The sequence below is a fragment of the Massilia sp. CT11-137 genome (genome assembly GCF_047302885.1).
Classification (GTDB): Bacteria; Pseudomonadota; Gammaproteobacteria; order Burkholderiales; family Burkholderiaceae_D; genus Telluria; species Telluria orientalis.
This window is the reverse complement of record NZ_JBKYMP010000001.1, coordinates 3100217-3116392: the sequence shown is the minus strand read 5'-3', so window position 1 is coordinate 3116392 and position 16176 is coordinate 3100217. Positions and strand designations below refer to the sequence as shown.

Here is a 16176-nt window from a genome sequence, read left to right as displayed (position 1 = left end):
CCATGTTTTTCCGTACCTGTGCCGCTTCCCTGCTCCTCGCCTCCACCTGCGCCGCGCACGCCCAGTCCGCCCCGCCCGTGGCCGAGGCACCGCTGCGCGCCCATCTGTCCTTCCTCGCCGACGACCTGCTGGAAGGCCGCGGCACGGGCCAGCGCGGCGGCGAACTCACCGTGCGCTACCTCGAGACCCAGGCCGCCGTGCTGGGCCTGAAGCCGCTGGCGGACGGCGGCTACCGCCAGAAAGTCGAACTGGTCGGCCAGAAGACGCTGCCCGGCAGCACGCTCCGTTTCGTGGCCGGCGGCCGGGTGCTGCCCGTCACGTTCGGCCATGACGTCGTGTTCGGCAACGCCAACGGCAGCGCGGCCACGCGCGTGTCGGCGCCCCTCGTGTTCGTCGGCTACGGCATCGACGCGCCCGACGAACGCTGGAACGATTTCCTCGGCGCCGACGTGAAGGGCAAGGTGCTCGTCGCGATGGTCAACGATCCGCAGCCGACCGGGGCGGAGCCGGACCGCTTCGGCGGCAAGTCGCTCACGTGGTACGGCCGCTGGACCTATAAATTCGAGGAAGCGGTGCGCCAGGGCGCGGCCGGCATCCTGCTGATCCACACGACACCGTCCGCGTCGTATCCGTGGAGCGTCCCCCTCAACAGCTTCTCGCACGAGCAATTCCACCTGGCGGGCAAAGGCAACGCGCTGCAGGGCTGGATCAGCGAAGACATGGCGCGGACACTGCTCGCGGCCAGCGGCCAGGACCTCGACCGCCTGCGCGCCGCCGCCGAAGTGCGCGGCTTCAGGCCGGTGCCGCTCGCGGCCAGCGTCGAGGCCGACGTGAAGAGTGCCGTGCGCACTGTCGTCGAGTACAACGTGGCCGGCATCGTGCCCGGCACCGATCCGAAGCTGCGCGACCAGGCCGTGATCTATTCCGCGCACTGGGACCACCTGGGCATCGACCCGGACAACGGCAAGCCGGACCACATCTGGAACGGCGCCATCGACAACGGCTCCGGCACCGCGGCCCTGCTCGCGATGGCGCAGGCGGCCGTCAAGCGTCCGGCCAGGCGCACGCAGATCTTCCTGTGGCCGTGCGCGGAAGAACAGGGCCTGCTGGGCAGCCTGGCGTACGTGCGCCATCCCGTGTGGCCGCTGGCGAAGACCGCGGCGGACCTGAACCTGGACAGCATGAACTTCGTCGGCCGCACGCGCGACATGGGCGTGGCCGGCGCCGAGCGCAGCTCGCTGTACGCGACGTCCGCCACGGTCGCGAAGGCGATGGGCCTGCGCCTGGCCGCACCGGTGCCGGACCTCGGCGGCGCCTACTTCCGCGCCGACCACTTCAACTTCGCCAAGGCCGGCGTCCCCGCGTTCAACGTCGGCTCGGCCGTGTTCTCGGGCGACGGCCATTTCGATTTCGAGCACGACCAGTCCGCGGAAGGCGCGAAGATGCGCGCGTTCACGAAGGACTACCACCAGGTCAGCGACCAGTACGATCCGGCCTGGGACTTGTCCGGCATGGTGCAGCAGGCGCAGTTCACCCTGAACCTCGGCTATGCGGTCGCGAATGCGCCGACGATGCCGACCTGGAAGGCGGGCGAGGCGTACGGCAAGGTAAAGCGTTGAAGGGTTACCAAAATGCGACTGGCCTGCCGTGGTATGGCCGGGTAATATCGCGAGTTGAGGCAACACCCCGCCTCCGCTCACGACACCTCGACCACAGGACCACCATGAAGCAGACCTTGCTCGCCGCCGCCCTTTCCCTCGCCCTGTCCGCGCAGTTCGCGCCGGTCGCCGCCATCGCCGCACCCGCCGCCACGAAAACGGCGTCGAAAGCCGATGCGCGTTTCCAGGCCATCTACAAGGCCGAGTGGCAGTGGCGGATCAAGCAGCGGATCGCATGGGACGAGGACGAGCCGCGCGACGTCCGCGACGCGCTGCCGAAGGTCGACGCGCGCACGCAGGCGGCGCGCCTGGCGATGTGGGAAGGCGTGCTGCGCCAGCTGGACGGTATCCGCGCGGCGGACCTCTCGCGCGCCGAGCAGATCAACTATGCCGTGTACCGCGCGCAGATCGCCGCATTCGTCGCCGCGCAGCGCTTCCGCGAATACGAGCAGCCCGTGAACGCGGACAGCGCGTTCTGGTCCGACATCGCCTACATCGCGCGCCGTCCCTTGAAAAATGCGGAGGAATACCGCGCCTATCTCGCCCAGCTGGCCGACCTGCCCCGCTACTTCGGCGAAGAACTGGACAATATGCGGGCCGGCCTCGCGCGCGGCTTCACGCCGCCGCGGGTGACGCTGGCCGGCCGCGATGCGCCGCTGCTGAACATCGTCAACGCGAAGACGCCGGAAGAGACGGTGTGGTACACGCCATTCAAGGAGATGCCGGCGACGATCCCGATGGACGAGCAGACGCGCCTGCGCACGCAGGGCATCGCGCTGATCGACAGTGCCGTGAAACCCGCGTACGCGCAAGCCCTGCAATTCTTCCGCGACGAGTACGTGCCGAACGCGCGCACGACGCTGGCGGCGGAGCGCCTGCCGGACGGGAAGGCGTACTACCAGTCGAAGATCGTCGAGTACACGACCACGGACATGACGGCGCAGCAGATCCACGAGATCGGCCTGTCCGAGATGGCGAAGATCCGCGCCGAAATGCAGGAGACGATGGTCAAGGCCGGCTTCAAGGGCGACCTGCCCGCCTTCCTCGCCTTCCTGCGCAGCGATCCGCAGTTCTACGCAAAGACGCCGGAAGAACTCTTGAAAAGCGCGGCGTGGATTTCCAAAAAATTCGACGGCAAGGCCGACCAGTACTTCGGCTACCTGCCGCGCCGCCGCTTCGCCATCGTGCCGGTGCCGCCGGACCAGGCGCCGTACTACACGTCGGCGCGCGGCGGCCCGGGCATCTACCTCGTCAACACGTACAACCTGCCGGCGCGCGCGCTGTACAGCCTCCCCGCGCTGACCTTGCACGAATCGGCACCGGGCCACGCGTTCCAGATGCCGGTGGCGCTGGAACAGCAGGGCGTGCCGCCATTCCGCCGCGCGTACATTTCCGCGTACGGCGAAGGCTGGGCGCTGTATTGCGAGCGCCTGGGCAGCGAGATGGGGATGTACGAGACGCCGTACGAAACGTTCGGCATGCTGAGCTACCAGGCGTGGCGCGCGAGCCGCCTCGTCGTCGACACGGGCATCCACGCGCTGGGCTGGACGCGCGAACAGGCGCAGGCCTACCTGCACGACAACACGGCGCTGTCGGACCACGAGATCCAGACGGAAGTCGACCGCTACATCTCCTGGCCGGGGCAGGCGCTGTCGTACTACCTGGGCGAGATGGCGATCGTCGAGTCGCGCCGGAAGGCCGAGGCGGCGCTGGGCGACAGGTTCGACATCCGCGCGTTCCACGACACGGTGCTGCAGCTCGGGGCCGTGCCGCTGCCCGTGCTGAAGGCGCGGATCGATACGTTCATCGCGGACGGCGGGAAGTCGCCCTACCCACCGTCGAAATAACCGCTAACTGATGCGCTTCGTGGGCTCGGGGAGCCCACCCTACGATTCGCTACCCACCGTCAAAATAACCGCTAACTGATGCGCTTCGTGGGCTCGGGGAGCCCACCCTACGATTCCCCGAAAGCCGTAGGGTGGGCACCCCGTGCCCACGCGAATGCCGGAATACCGTTACCGTATGCACCCCGTGCCCACGCGAACGCCGGAATACCGTTACCGTATGCACCCCGTGCCCACGCGAATGCCGGAATACCGTTACCGTATGCACCCCGTGCCCACGCGAACGCCGGAATACCGTTACGGTGTGCACCCCGCGCCCACGCGAACGTCAGAACAACTTCAGCTTCAACTGCACCGAGATACCGCCGTACAGGCGATCCTTGTACGACGGGATCACGCCGACATTCACGCCCACGCGTTGATACTCGTACGTGAACGTGGGCACAATGGCCGGGAACCAGCCGCGGTCGCGCATCTTCGGGTACCCGTCGAACATCGCGATCGCCGCGCCAAGGCGCACGGGGCCCAGCGCATACGGCTGCCACAGCACACCCGCGTAATTCGAATAATAGCGGTCGCTGTTGACGAAGCGCCCCGCCGCCGCGGCCATCGTGCCGGAGAAACGGTATTCGAACCCGAGGCCGCGGTTGCCGCCGTTGAGGTTCTTGTCGCGGTCGAAGTGGTACGTCGCGAAGCCGCTGTCGATCCACAGTTCGCTCTTCGGACCGGCGTCGATCTTCGTGAACAGGTCGTCGGCATGGGCGCCGCCGCCGAGCAGCGCCAGCAAGGCGAAAAGGGCGCGCGTTTTCAATCGTCGGCCTTCGGATCGAGATCGGGGAACATCACTTCCGTAAAGCCGAAGCGGGTGAAGTCGCGGATCCGCATCGGGTACAGGATGCCCAGCAGGTGATCCACCTCGTGCTGCACGACGCGCGCGTGAAAACCGTCCACGTCGCGGCTGATCGGCTTGCCGTACTGGTCGACGCCCTCGTAATGCAGGCGCGTGTAGCGCGGCACGCTGCCGCGCAGGCCCGGCACCGACAAACAGCCTTCGAAGCCCTCTTCCATTTCTTCCGACAGAGGCTTGAGCACCGGGTTGATCAGCACCGTCTCCGGCACGGCGGGCGCGTCCGGGTAGCGCTGGTTTTTGCCGAAGCCAAAGATCACCAGCTGCAGGTTGACGCCGATCTGCGGCGCGGCCAGGCCAGCGCCGTCGACGGCGTGCATCGTCTCGAACATGTCGGCAACGAGTGCGTGCAGTTCGGGCGTGTCGAACGCGCGCACGGGCTCCGCCACGCGCAGCAGGCGCGGGTCGCCCATTTTGAGGATCTCGCGGATCGTCATTTCGGCAGGTCCGCGCACAGGTGCGTGAGGAATTCGCGGTAGCCTTCGGCCGTCTCGGGGTGCTTCATGCCGATGGCGGCCGTCGCCTTCAGGTAGCCCAGCTTGGAACCGCAGTCGTAGCGCGTGCCGGCATAGCGGTACGCGAGCACGCGTTCGCGCGACATCAGCGACGCGATGCCGTCGGTCAGCTGGATTTCGCCGCCGGCGCCGGTCCCCAGGTTTTCCAGGTGTTCGAAGATGGCGCCGGACAGCACGTAGCGGCCCACGACGGCCAGGGTCGACGGCGCATCCTCGGGCTTCGGTTTCTCGATGATCCCGGACACGAGCTCCAGGTCCGGACGGTAGGCGCGCGCGCTGACGATGCCGTACTGGCGCGTGTTCGCGCGCGGCACGTCCTGTACGGCGAGCACGCTGCACTTCTCGTACGCGTACAGGTCCGTCATCTGCGCGAGCACCGGCTTGTGGCCGTCGGCCGTGTCCATGAAGTCGTCCGCGAGCAGCACCGCGAACGGCTCGTTGCCGATCACGGGACGGGCGCACAGCACGGCATGGCCCAGGCCCAGCGCGGCCGGCTGGCGGATGTAGATGCAGTTGACGTTCTTCGGAATGACCTGCTGCACGAGCTTCAGCAGTTCCTGCTTGCCGGCCGCTTCCAGTTCCGATTCCAGCTCGTAGGCCTTGTCGAAATGGTCTTCGATGGCGCGCTTGTTGCGGCCCGTGATGAACACGAGTTCGGTGATGCCGGCGGCCACCGCTTCCTCGACCGCGTACTGGATCAGCGGCTTGTCGACGATGGGCAGCATTTCCTTCGGCTGCGCCTTGGTGGCCGGCAGGAAGCGGCTACCGAGGCCTGCGACCGGGAATACGGCTTTCTTGATTGCGGTCATTGTGAAGCTCCGTCTGATGATTGAATTGAATTCTGTGCACCCAGCAGGGCCAGCAGGCCCGCCTCGTCCAGCACGGTCACGCCGAGCTGCTCGGCCTTTTCCAGCTTGCTGCCCGCCTCCGCGCCCGCGACGACGTAAGACGTCTTCTTCGACACCGACCCGGACACCTTGCCGCCCGCCTGTTCGATCAGCGCGCCCGCGGCATCGCGCGACATCGTCGGCAATGTCCCGGTCAGCACGAACGTCTTGCCGGCCAGCGGACCGGCCGCGTCGACGGCATCCTGCGGCAGCAGCGCCAGCAGCTCGGTGCGCAGCGCCGCCAGCGCGGCCAGCATCGCGCGGTTGCCCGGCACCGCCATCCACTGCTCCAGCGCCGTGACGACGCCTTCCGGCAGGCCGAACACGCTGAATATCTTCAGGTGCGCCAGGTCGTCCAGCGTGCGGCCGTCGGCCAGCAACTGGCGCGCGCGCGGCTCCGTCAGTTTCGGGATCCCGAGCGCGGCCAGCAGGCCCACGTCGTCGAGTTTTTCGCGCAGCTGCGCGCGCGCCGGATGCTCGCCCTGCGGCGCGACGCCGGCGGCCAGCAAATCGTTCAGCGCCTGCTGGTTCTTCTCTTCCGCGAAGAAGTCGGCGATCGCTTCCGCGACCGTGCCGCCGATGTCGGGCAGTACGCGCAGCAGCGCGGCCGGCGCACGGCGCACGAGCGCCAGGCTGCCGAGCCAGTCGGCCAGCGTCTTGGCCGTCGACTCGCCCACGTGGCGGATGCCCAGCGCGAACAGCAGCCGCTCCAGCGGCGGATGCTTGCTGGCGGCGATGGCGGCCAGCAGGTTGTCCGCCCACTTCGTCGCGACCTTGCCCTGCTTGACCGTCTCCGGCGTCGTACCGTCGCGTTCGTCCGCGAGGCGCTTCATCTTCAGCAGGTCGTCCAGGGTGAGGCGATACAGGTCGGCCACGCCATGGATCAAATTCGCTTCCACGAGGCTGTCGATATAGCGGTCGCCCAGCCCTTCGATGTCCATCATGCGGCGGCCCGCGAAATGGCGGATCGCTTCCTTGCGCTGTGCGGCGCACGTCAGGCCGCCGGAGCAGCGCGCAACGGCCTCTCCCTCTTCGCGCACGACGTGCGAGCCGCACACGGGGCACGTCTTCGGCAGTTCGTACACGGGCGGTACCGGCGTCGGGCGGCGTTCCAGCACGACGGACAGCACCTCGGGAATGACGTCGCCCGCGCGGCGCACGACGACCGTGTCGCCCACGCGCACGTCCTTGCGGCGCACCTCGTCCTCGTTGTGCAAGGTCGCATTCGTGACGGTCACGCCGCCGACCGAGACGGGCACGAGGCGCGCCACCGGCGTGATCGCGCCGGTGCGGCCCACCTGCACGTCGATGGCGGACACCGTCGTCAGCGCCTCCTCGGCGGGGAATTTATGCGCAAGCGCGAAACGGGGCGCGCGCGAGACGAAACCCAGCTCGCGCTGGTCCGACAAGCGGTCGACCTTGTACACGACGCCGTCGATCTCGTACGGCAGCGACTTGCGGCGCGCGCCGATGTCGTGGAAGTAGCCCAGCAGGCCTTCGCATCCGGTGACCACCGCGCGTTCCTTCGACACGGGGAGACCAAGCTGGTCGAGCCAGTCCAGTGCCTTCGAATGCGATTCCGGCAGCGGCGCGCCTTCGAGCAGGCCGATGCCGTACGCGAAGAAGCGCAGGCGGCGCTGCGCCGTGATGCGCGCGTCGAGCTGGCGCAGGCTGCCCGCGGCCGCGTTGCGCGGGTTCGCGAATTCCTTCTGGCCCGCGTCGCGCTGGCGCTGGTTCAGGCGTTCGAAGTCTTCCTTGAACATCAGGACTTCGCCGCGCACTTCCAGCACCGCCGGAATATCGTCGCCGCGCAGGCGTAGCGGGATCACCTTCACCGTGCGGATGTTGGCGGTGACGTCCTCGCCCGTGTAGCCGTCGCCGCGCGTGGCGGCCTGCACGAACACGCCGTTCTCGTAGCGCAGGCTCATCGCGAGGCCGTCGAATTTCAACTCGGCCGCATAATGCACCTGTGCGTGGCCGAGGCCATCGCGCACGCGCCGGTCGAAGTTGTCGATGTCTTCATCGGAAAAGCCGTTGTTCAGCGACAGCATGGGCACCGCATGCGTGACCTGCCTGAATTCCGGGATCGGCGCGGCGCCCACGCGCGACGTCGGCGAATCCACCGACACGGCTTCGGGATGCTGCGCTTCCAGCGCCTGCAGTTCGCGGAACAGCTTGTCGTACTCGGCGTCGGGAATCGTCGGCGCGTCGAGCACGTGGTAGTTGTAGATGTGGTGGTTCAGTTCCTTGACGAGCCACGCCATCCGTTCCAGGTCGGCCATGCTCACCTCAGCTGAACAGGCGCAGCGCGCGGGTGGAACCGGCGGCGACGTCGGCCGTGTCCATCTCCTGGTAGAACTCGCGCACCTGGCCCGCGATCTCTTCCAGCGCCGCGTCCGTCAGCGGCTGGTCGAAGTCGTCGACGATGGCAGCATCCAGGCGCTGCTCGAGGTCCTTCGCGCAGGCGACCATCTTGCCGAAACCGTCGCGGACCGGGGGCACGCACGGCACGTCCAGCAGCAGGGTCAGGCGCGACGTCGTATCGGCGCCCAGCGTGACGTTCGTGGACAGCGTGAACAGGGTGCCGCCGCCCTCCTCTTTGTCCAGCATGACGAACTTGCCGTCCGGGCGCACGTCGAAGCCCGCGTTTTCCAGCGCGCCGATCAACGTGGCCATTGCCCACGGCGCGCCTTTGGACGCGAGGTTCACGCCCAGTTGCGCATCGTGGCCGGCGACGAAGCGGTGCAGCGTCTTCGCTTCGCTCATCACTTCGATCATGTCCGGCACTTCCGGCTCGGCGCCAATCTCGTCGGCGACGGCGCGCAGGCGCGTGACCATCTCCGAGTACTCCAGCTCATTCAGCGCCGTCGTGCGCGTGGCCAGCTGGACGCCGGCCTGCAGCTTCGTGTACACGCCGCCGTGCACGATCGGTTCCCAGTCGCCGTTCACCGCGAGGCCGACGAAGTGCACGGGCTTGTTGCCGACGCGGCGCAACTTCAGCAGCGCGGGCAGGATGCGGTCGCCGCGCAGCGGGCCTTCCGAATTCAGCGGGATCAGGCAGTCGATCAGCGGGTCGACGAGGTTCTCGGCCAGTTGCGCGGGCGGCGTATCCGGCTTCACGGCCGGCAGCTCGGCGGCCGGGTCGAGCGCGGCCGCGGCCGCGGGCACCGGCGCGGCCGCAGGTGTGGGGCCCGGCGCGGCGTGCTGGAACGGCTCGGCGACGATGCCCGGCTCGATCAGCACGTCGTGATCCGGCACGGGGCCGCCGTCCAGAACGGGCTCGTGCCGCTGGACGTGCGGTTCCGCGCGCTCGCTCGAGCCGCCCTTCATCAGCACGTCGTCGTGGTCGTGCGAAAACGCGCGCTCGACGCTCTTGCGGGCCTTGTACTCCTGCCACTTGTTGTAACTAATGACGCCGACGACGAAGACGCCGCCGGCCGCGATCAGGCTCATTTGAAAGTCTGTCATGCTGCTTGTGCCTCAGTAGCGAAATTCGCGGCGGACTCCATGTCCACCGCGACGATGCGCGACACGCCCTGCTCCTGCATCGTCACACCGATCAGTTGGTTGGCCATCTCCATCGCGATCTTGTTGTGCGAGATGAAGAGGAATTGGGTATGGTCCGACATGCGCTTCACCATGCGGCAGAAGCGCTCGGTATTGGCGTCGTCCAGCGGCGCGTCGACCTCGTCGAGGAGGCAGAACGGCGCCGGGTTCAGGCGGAACATCGAGAACACGAGGGCCGTCGCCGTCAGCGCCTTCTCGCCGCCGGACAGCAGATGGATCGTCGCGTTCTTCTTGCCGGGCGGCTGGGCCATCACCTGCACGCCCGAGTCGAGGATTTCGTCCCCCGTCATCACGAGCTTGGCCTGGCCGCCGCCGAACAGAATCGGAAACAGTTCCGAGAAATGCAGGTTGACGCGGTCGAACGTGTCCTGCAGCAGGTCGCGCGATTCGCGGTCGATGCGGGAGATCGCGCCTTCCAGCGTCGAAATCGCCTCCAGCAGGTCGTTGTTCTGCGCGTCGAGGAAGCGCTTTCTCTCCGTCGCCTGCGCCAGCTCTTCCACTGCCGCGAGGTTGACGGCACCGAGCGACGCGATGGCATTCGTCAGGCGCGTGACCTCGCCCTGCAGGTACGACGGCTTCAGCTCGGGATCGAGCTTTTCGGACAGCGCGGCCTCGTCGGCGCCCGTGGCCGCCAGCGCTTCCGCGAACTGTTCCTGGTTCAGGCGCGCGGCCTGTTCCTTCAGCTGCATCTCGGTGATGCGCTCGCGCTGCGGCTGCAGGCCGCGCTCCGCCGCCATGCGGGCTTCTTCCGCCGCACGCAGCTGCTGCGTGAGCTGGTCCAGTTCGTGGCGCGCATCGGAAAGCAGCCGTTCCTGCTCCGTGCGCCTTGCCAGCAGGTCTTGCAGGCCCTCGGCCGCCGCGCCGGATTCCAGCGCTTCCAGTTCCAGCTTGCCGGCGGCGATGCTTTCCAGGACTTGCTGCGCCTGCTGCTGGGCGGTGGCGATCGTGCGGCGGAGTTCCTCGATGCGCGTGCGCTGCGTCTTTTCCGCGAACACGGCTTCCTGCGCCGCGCGTTCCAGGTCGCGCAGGCGGTTGCGCGCTTCGGCAAGGATCCGCTCCTGTTCCTGGAACTCGACCTGGCCATCCTCGTGCGCGCCCTGCAGTTCGGCGAGTTCCATGTCCAGCTCTTCGAACTGCGCTTCCGCCTCGGCCTTCGCCTGGCGCTGCTCCGCTTCCTGCGCGGCGATCTCGTCGAGGTCCGCCGCGATCTGGCCGCTCCTCTGGTTGAAGCGCGCCTCGACCTCGGCCTGTTTCACCACGTCGATCTGCAGCGCATGCACGTCGCGCTGCAAGGTCGCGACTTTCTGGCGGCCGTCCTGCAGGCGGCGCTGCAGGTCGGACACCGCCGCGTCGGCGCGGGTGGCGCGCGTGCGGGCCTCGTCCAGCAGCAGCGCCTGCGCGCGCAACTGTTTGCCGATGTTGTCGATCTCGTGCTGGCGCGCGAGCACGCCGTCCTGCTCGGCGTCCGCCGCGTAGAAGCGCACGCTCGACGCGGTGACCATGTGGCCCTGCGGCGTGACGAAGCAGCCGCCCTGTGGGAGCCTCCCACGCTGCGCGAGCGCCGTGCCCGGATCGTCGGCCACGTAGACGCCGGTCAGCCAGTCGTCCAGCAGGCCGCGCAGGCCCGGGTCGTTCAGTTTCAACAGGCTCGCAAACGGCTTCAGGCCGTGATGATCCTGCGCGCCCGCGCTGCCCGGTGCCGGCGAATACAGCGCCATGCGGGCCGGCGGCGCATCGCCGAAGAAGCCGCGCGCCCAATCGAGGTTCGACACTTCCAGCGCGCCCGTGCGCTCGCGCAGCACGGATTCCAGCGCCGTCTCCCAGCCCGTCTCGATGTCGAGCTTCTGCCACAGGCGCGGCAGTTTATCCAGTTCGTGCTTCTGCAGCCACGGCTGGACTTTGCCTTGCGTCTGCACGCGTTCCTGCAGCTGGCGCAGCGCGGTCAAGCGCGCTTCCAGCCTGGCGTTGGAGGCGGTCTCCTGCTGGACCTGCGCATGCGCGTCGCGCCGCTCCTGCTCGACGGCTTCCTGGCGGCTCGCCGCCTCTTCCAGCATCAGGTTCTGTTCTTCCAGCTGCAGCTGCTTTTCTTCCAGCTGCATGCGCAGGTTGTCGAGGTGGCCGGCGTCCGGCAGATTGAGTCCGCCGCGCTCCTGCTGCAGGCGCTCGCGCCGCGTGGCCAGGCTCGCGAGGATGTTCGACGCATTGCGCTGGTGCGCGGACGACAGCTCGATGCGCTGCTGGATCTGCATGATGCGGGCGCGCGACTCGGTCGACCTGTTCTGCGCGTCGCGCCACGCGGCCTCCAGGTCGGGCAGGCGTTCGTTCTGCGCCTCCGCCGCGATCTGCGCGCCTTCCACGCGCGCCGCCAGTTCTTCCAGGCGGAACTCGGCTTCCTCGATCTGCTCCTGCGTCTCGCCCGCCTGGTTCAGCCACTGCTCGCGCTGGGCCGTGAGCGTCCCGATCTGGTTCTGCAGGCGCGTGCGCGACTCGACGACGAACTTGATCTGCGCTTCCAGGCTGCCGATCTCGGAATTGGTCTGGTACAGCGCGCCCTGCGCCACGTGCAGGCGGTCGCCCGTCTCGTAGTGCGCCTGGCGCATGCGTTCCAGCTCGAGCTCCAGGTTGCGCAGCTGCGCGTTCTGGGATTCGAGTCCGGTCTGCGCCTGCTCCATCTCCTGGAACCAGCGCAACTGCTCGGCCCTGGCCTCGTTGCGGCGCAGGAGCCAGAGCAGTTTCTGCTTCTCTTCCTGGTCGGCCTGCAGCTGGTGGAAACGGTTGGCGACGGCGGCCTGCGCCTCCAGCTTTTCCAGGTTGGCATTCAACTCGCGCAGGATGTCTTCCACGCGCAGCAGGTTCTCGCGCGTGTCGGACAGCCGGTTTTCCGTCTCGCGCCGGCGCTCCTTGTATTTCGAGACGCCGGCCGCTTCCTCCAGGAACACGCGCAGCTCTTCCGGGCGCGATTCGATGATGCGCGAGATCATGCCCTGGCCGATGATGGCGTAGGCGCGGGGCCCCAAGCCCGTGCCGAGGAAGATGTCCTGGATGTCGCGCCGGCGCACGGGCTGGCCGTTGATGTAATAGGTCGACGTGCCGTCGCGCGTGAGCGTGCGCTTGACGGCGATCTCGGCGTACTGGCTCCACTGCCCGGCCGCCTTGCCGGCACTGTTGTCGAACACGAGTTCGACGGACGCGCGCCCGGCCGGCTTGCGGTTGGTGGAACCGTTGAAGATCACGTCCTGCATCGATTCGCCGCGCAGCTCGGACGCTTTCGATTCGCCCAGCACCCACCGTACGGCATCGATGATGTTCGATTTGCCGCATCCGTTCGGGCCGACCACGCCGACCAGCTGCCCCGGCACCTGGAAATTGGTGGGATCGACGAAAGACTTAAATCCCGACAATTTGATGGAGGATAGACGCACGTTCGCTTACGGTAGGGGGAGAAGTCGATAAAGGCTGCATCATACCATCTGCGCCTTGCTTTTCGGCCAAGTTTTAGCCGTCGTGCGCGCAGGTTCAGGTGCAGAGGACGGCAAAACGGAGCCGGTCCGGGGCGCATGGCGGGACGTACGGCCCCTGCGCCGGCTGCCAGTCGTTGCGCAGGTAGACCCGGTCGCGCCCGGACAGCTTCAGCGCGACGGCCGTCAGCCATTGGTGGGAGTAGGCGGGATCGGCGCGCGGCAACAGGATCGTCGCCGCGAGCAGGCCCACCAGCAGCGGCTGCGGCGAGCAGTCCTGCGCGGCGCGGGCGCGCGCGAGGAACAGCGCGGCGGCCCCCAGGCCGAGTACACAGCCGGACAGGGCTTCGCTGGCGGAATGGGCGCCGACCTGCACCCGGGCCAGCGCCACCGCGACGGCGAGCAGGCCGCCCACGGCCACGGCGCCCCGGCGCAGGCGCGGCGAACCGCGCTCCACCAGCAGGAACAAGGCGACGGGAAACACGGCCGCGGCCCGGGCCGCATGGCCGGAACAGCCCGTGAACGACAACGAACGGATCCCGACGCCCCAGCCGATGAACGCTACCTGGCTCGCGGCCGCCACGAGCATGGCACCGCCGAACACGGCGCACCAGACGAGCGCCAGCCGCCAGCAGCGCGCGCCGACGAGCCAGGCCGCCACGCCGACGGCGAGCAGCGCCGTGACGTTGAGGCCGCCCAGCGCGGAAAGATGGGACCACCAGAGCATGTTGGATTCGGTGATGGATGACGACGCTCGACTATAACCCGGTCACGTAACCGATACCAACACGTTGGATGGGCACGCCGTGCCCACGCGTGACGCATGCGGCGTGCCGGCGTTCGCGCGGGCTCGGGGAGCCCGCCCTACGTCACGGCAACGGCCGATATATTCGAATCGTTGACGGCCCCTTGGGCCATTGCGTCGGAGAGCACCTGCCCGACGACGCCGTCGATGGCGAGCACGCGCGCACTGCCGTCGTTCAGGACCGCGGCCAGCTTGTCGGCCGGCAGCGAGAACGCTTCGCGCCGCCCGGCGCCGGAGAAGATGAACAGCGTGCGCAGCGGGCTCACCCACGCCAGCTTGACCTTGCGCACGCCTTCGCCCGTGCGGAATTCCAGCCACATGCCGCGCTCCAGGCCGTCGACGGCGGACACCTTGGCCACCCGCGCCGCCGCCTGTTCCGCGGCCGCGTTTTCCATCTCGATTTTGCGCAGCGCATCCTGCTGGGCCGCCTGCGTGGCCAGTTCCAGCTGGCGCTCCGGCGACAGCTCGATGGGCGCGCGCACGATGGCAGCATGGTATTCGGCCAGGCGGGCGAAGAATTGCAGGCGCTCGGCGTCCTGCCACTTGATCGCATCGAGCCACTTGTTCAGCGTCTGCAGCAGACGCGGCAGCCGGGCGATCAGGGCCTTGCGCTGCTCCGGCGTGGCCTTCGGCTTGACGCTCCAGATCAGGTCGTCCATGGCCCGGGTGGCGTTGTCGACGGCGCCCGGGCGCGCATCCTCGATCGTCCACGCGAACGTCAGCACGGTCGTCCAGCGCTGCTCGAGGAAGCCGCTGACGACCTCGTCGACGTCGCCGGCCTGCACCCGCAGGGCGATGGCGTCGCGGGCCTGGCGCGCCGCGACCTCGTGCTTTTCCCGTTTCAGCGCGCTGGCGACCGGTGCGGCGAGCGCGGCTACCTGGGCCGACTCGTCGGCGGCGATGCCCGCTTCCAGCTCGGCGACGGCATTCGCGAACGCCTCCGGCCGCGCCTCGCCCACGCGTGCGACGCTGCGCCGCATCGCCTGGAACAGCGGGTCGTCCACATCGTCTCTCTGCTCCCAGCCGACGCGCGACATCAGGTCGACGAGGCGGCGCGCCGGATGGTCTTGCTCGAAGAAGAAATTGTTGTCGAGCAGAGCGGCCTTCAGCACGGGAACCTGCAGGAGTTGCAGCAGTTCGCGCGTGCGCGGCGGGATACTATCGTCCAGCAACACGGTCTCGAACACACGCGACAGCAGGTCCAGCGTACGTTCGTCGCGGCGCGGCAGGCTGCCCTGGGGCAGGCTCTGCTTCAGGCGCGGCAGGTAGAACACGTTATGCGGCGTGGCGGCCGCTTGCGTTCCTTGCGCCGGCGCCGGCTCGATGCGCGCCAGCAGGTCCATCAGCGGCGCCGTGCCGCCGGATTGCGCCAGCATGCCTTGCAGGGCGGCCGACCAGCCGGACTCGGCCTGCCCCGTTCCCGCTGCGAAGCCGGCGCCGGGTTGGGCTGCCGCACCGGACGGGGCGATGAAGCCAGCCGCCGGTTGTGCAGCCCGGTCCTTGACCGGCGTCGCCGCGAACGTCCCCGCTCCGCTCGGCCGCCAGCCGCCGCCGCTGGACGGCAAGGCGGGCAGGTCGGGAATCAGCGGGACGCCATCCTCGCCGCCATCGTCGCCGAACAGCTTGCGCAACTGCTCCGCAAGGGCGGCGCGCTGGGCGGCGCGGGCCGCCTTCGCGGCGGCGCCGCCATCCGTCTTCTGGATGCGGTAAGCCCCCACGGAACCCGGCTGGCCCTCCTTGCGCAGCGCGGCGACGAGGGAGTCGTACAGCGGGGCGAGGTCGAACACGATGTCCGGCCGCAGCAGGGGCTGGATGAGGCCATGGACATCCGTTTCCGGTTCGAATTCACGCCACGCCTCGTCGAGCGCGCCGAGGAAGATCTCGGGACGGAAGGGATTGCTGTCCGCGCGCAGCACGCCGCGTCCGAGCAGCATGCCGAGGCGGACGGCCAGCGTGGCGAGCGGGTCGGCGTACCGGATGTCGAAGGGTCGGGCCAGCGCGCCCAGTGCGAGGCGGCTGTCGACCTCTTCCAGCGGCACGAGGTCCAACGACGCCGCCGTCATGCGCATCGGCGCGGCCCGCGGCGCCAGGCGGTCGAGCTCGCGCCGCACCGCCAGGGCGGTCGCGCCGGATGCCAGGTGGAAGAAGGCGTACGCATTGTCCTTCAGCAGGCGGGCCGCCTTCACGCGCCGCTGGACGTCCTGCGGGTCGCCGTTGTGACGGGTCAGGTCGCCCAGTGCCGCGGCCATGCGGGCCGTCATCGCGGTCAGTTGCTCCTTGACCCAGGTGTCTGCGATACCGGCGAGCGCATCCAGCGTCGCCTGCTGCGACGACGCGGCCTTGCGGGCGGCCGGGGTCTGGACGGGGCTGGAAGACATGGTTGTTCTATTGTGGCACATAATTTCCAAGTGGCAATTAAAATCGATCGGCCAGCGCCACGTCCAGGAAAATGCTTATGCTATTGAAGAGACCATAGATCGACAAAAAACGCTATGCCGCGTCGCAAGATACGATTGCCGGCGAATAAGAATATGC

Annotated in this window: 10 protein-coding genes; 2 read left to right on the top strand and 8 right to left on the bottom strand. The window is 68.2% G+C overall.

What is annotated here, in order from left to right; translation table 11 throughout:
• The first annotated feature begins 2 nt into the window (after window positions 1-2).
• Both ACEN98_RS14145 and ACEN98_RS14140 read left to right on the top strand, forming a co-directional pair.
• Complete coding sequence (locus tag ACEN98_RS14145) at window positions 3-1619, top strand: M28 family peptidase (protein ID WP_413385305.1); 1617 nt, start codon at window positions 3-5, stop codon at window positions 1617-1619.
• A gap of 104 nt (window positions 1620-1723) precedes the next feature.
• Window positions 1724-3505: a DUF885 domain-containing protein gene (locus ACEN98_RS14140; protein WP_413385302.1), complete on the top strand. Its 1782-nt coding sequence runs from the start codon at window positions 1724-1726 to the stop codon at window positions 3503-3505.
• Between the two features lie 325 nt (window positions 3506-3830).
• Here ACEN98_RS14140 and ACEN98_RS14135 read toward each other — a convergent pair whose 3' ends face one another.
• From ACEN98_RS14135 to ACEN98_RS14100, 8 genes are all read right to left on the bottom strand, one after another.
• Window positions 3831-4313, bottom strand: a complete 483-nt coding sequence (locus ACEN98_RS14135) for a hypothetical protein (protein WP_413385300.1) — start codon at window positions 4311-4313, stop codon at window positions 3831-3833.
• Window positions 4310-4846 carry a peptide deformylase gene (def, locus tag ACEN98_RS14130; RefSeq protein WP_413385298.1) on the bottom strand — a complete coding sequence of 179 codons (537 nt, stop codon included), beginning with the start codon at window positions 4844-4846 and terminating at the stop codon, window positions 4310-4312. Before def ends, ACEN98_RS14135 begins: the two co-directional genes overlap by 4 nt.
• A complete protein-coding gene (galU, locus tag ACEN98_RS14125; protein ID WP_413342295.1) occupies window positions 4843-5733 on the bottom strand; it encodes a UTP--glucose-1-phosphate uridylyltransferase GalU in 891 nt (296 codons plus the stop codon). Before galU ends, def begins: the two co-directional genes overlap by 4 nt.
• Window positions 5730-8093 carry an NAD-dependent DNA ligase LigA gene (ligA, locus tag ACEN98_RS14120; protein ID WP_413385296.1) on the bottom strand — a complete coding sequence of 788 codons (2364 nt, stop codon included), beginning with the start codon at window positions 8091-8093 and terminating at the stop codon, window positions 5730-5732. The genes galU and ligA overlap by 4 nt, the downstream gene beginning before the upstream one ends.
• Window positions 8094-8100: 7 nt before the next feature.
• Complete coding sequence (locus ACEN98_RS14115; protein WP_413385294.1) at window positions 8101-9279, bottom strand: cell division protein ZipA C-terminal FtsZ-binding domain-containing protein; 1179 nt, start codon at window positions 9277-9279, stop codon at window positions 8101-8103.
• Entirely contained in the window at window positions 9276-12800 is a 3525-nt protein-coding gene (gene smc, locus ACEN98_RS14110; protein WP_413385292.1) for a chromosome segregation protein SMC, read from the bottom strand. Before smc ends, ACEN98_RS14115 begins: the two co-directional genes overlap by 4 nt.
• Window positions 12801-12894: 94 nt before the next feature.
• Window positions 12895-13563 (bottom strand): phosphatase PAP2 family protein, encoded by a 669-nt coding sequence (locus tag ACEN98_RS14105; RefSeq protein ID WP_413385290.1) that lies wholly within the window; start codon window positions 13561-13563, stop codon window positions 12895-12897.
• Window positions 13564-13700: 137 nt separating this feature from the next.
• The gene (locus tag ACEN98_RS14100) at window positions 13701-16019 is read right to left on the bottom strand and encodes a DUF1631 family protein (RefSeq protein WP_413385287.1); all 2319 of its coding nucleotides are present in this window, start codon (window positions 16017-16019) and stop codon (window positions 13701-13703) included.
• Window positions 16020-16176 lie beyond the last annotated feature (157 nt).